The sequence below is a fragment of the Hyphomonas sp. GM-8P genome, from assembly GCF_003263315.1.
GTDB lineage: Bacteria > Pseudomonadota > Alphaproteobacteria > Caulobacterales > Hyphomonadaceae > Hyphomonas.
Genome location: NZ_AWFE01000132.1, coordinates 1 through 1,653 on the forward strand (window position 1 = coordinate 1; position 1,653 = coordinate 1,653).

1 pseudogene is annotated in these 1,653 nt (G+C 56.0%); it reads right to left on the reverse strand.

The features are described from left to right. Nucleotides 1–76: 76 nt before the first annotated feature. Nucleotides 77–1,297 (reverse strand): annotated as a pseudogene (locus tag HY26_RS17920) (acyltransferase family protein). Nucleotides 1,298–1,653: the final 356 nt, after the last annotated feature.

Genomic DNA, 1,653 nt, shown 5'->3' on the forward strand with positions numbered 1-1,653 from the left:
GTCGCTTTCGCGCCATTCGATCAGCAATTCCTCGCCATCGAGGGTCATGCGAATTCAGAGCGGCGATCGCGCAGAATCAGGGGCGCTGGGTCGGGGCTTCCGGCGCCGCCGCAGCCGCAACCGGCGCGACACCGCCGGAGATTTCCGATTGTTTTGCCGCTTCCTTTGCCGCCATTCGCTTCATCATGCGGATCGACAGATCCTTGAAGTAATCCCGGGAAGGCGCCTCAACGAGCGAGTAAATGATCCGGCCACCGACCAAAACGACAATCACATAGGCAAGCACAAGCAGATCGTTCATCCACTGCTGAGGCAGGTCGATCACATTAACGGTATGCACCACGGACGGCGCTTCCACAGCGCGTATCAGCGGCAGTTCCGTGCGCGCGTCAATGAAACGGCCAGCGATCATGATCCATTTAGAAACCACGCCGTGGAACATGTAGATGGAAAAGGAGTACTTCCCCAACCACTGCAGGGGGGACGAGCACATAAAACGCGACACCAATCCGTTGTCGCCAGCATAGGCGTAGATCAATGCCGCAAACAGCGGATAGAAAAGGAAATAGGCTAGCCCGTCCGGGTGCCATTGGAAGAGCAGGCAGCACGCGATCACGACCACCACTTCCAACACAGCCGCAACCCGCACATTCGTCAGCGGGTAGCGGCGCCAGGCATGGTAAAGCAGGAAGCCGAAGAAAAACCCTGTCACCGCACGCGATACCGTGACGGTATTGTAGTTGGGCGAGCTCATCATCGCATTGTAGAAAAACGTGCCGGCAACCGCGATAATCATCAGACCAAGCACCCAGCGCAGAGGCTCCTTTCGCGCGACCCACACAAGGATACCCATCAGGAAATAAGCGAACACTTCGCCGGACAGAGTCCATGACGGATAGTTCCAGGTCATGGCATATTCAGGAGTCTAGGTTTGCAGGATCAGCAACTGAGCCGGCAGGGACTCAAGCGTAAGCTGACCGGAGAAAAGGTCGCCCGGCGTTTGCATGATGAAGCGTAGCAGTGGGATAAGCAGCAGCAAGCCAATCATTGCGAGGTGTATCGGCCAGACGCGCCCACCCCGCCTGATAATGTAGCCAACAAAGCTCTTCGTGTCGGTGACTTTGTCGCCAAAGCCGAGCGCCATGACAAAACCGCTGACGATGAAGAAGAATTCCAGGACAGGCGCGAGATATCGCAGCCACTCCGCCAGAAAGAATGTGTGCAACACATAAACATGAAACAGGATGACCAGGACCGCTACGAGGCCACGCCATCCATCGAGCGCTTGTAAACGCATCTCTTCCCCCCGGAGGTGTATTCTACACTCGGAACGCAACGATGCCTGAAAAGCGCGATATCGCGCGAAGCAGTTTGTCGAAGTTCCCACCACAGACCGCAATACTTGCCGTCCGAACAGACGTTAAAGCAACTAATGATTGCCCCCTCAAGATGGAATCGACTCGATATCGAAACGATTGGCCGATTACTGCAACCAATGGTCAAATTTGAAACACGGATGCACGGCGATGCCATGCCATTGGCACCGCCCCACCCGGGTTCCGTTCCACCAAGCTCAGATTTCGGTTTCGAATTCCAGTTCGACCGGGCCGGTCATGTAGACCCGGTCGTCGCTTTCGCGCCATTCGATCAGCA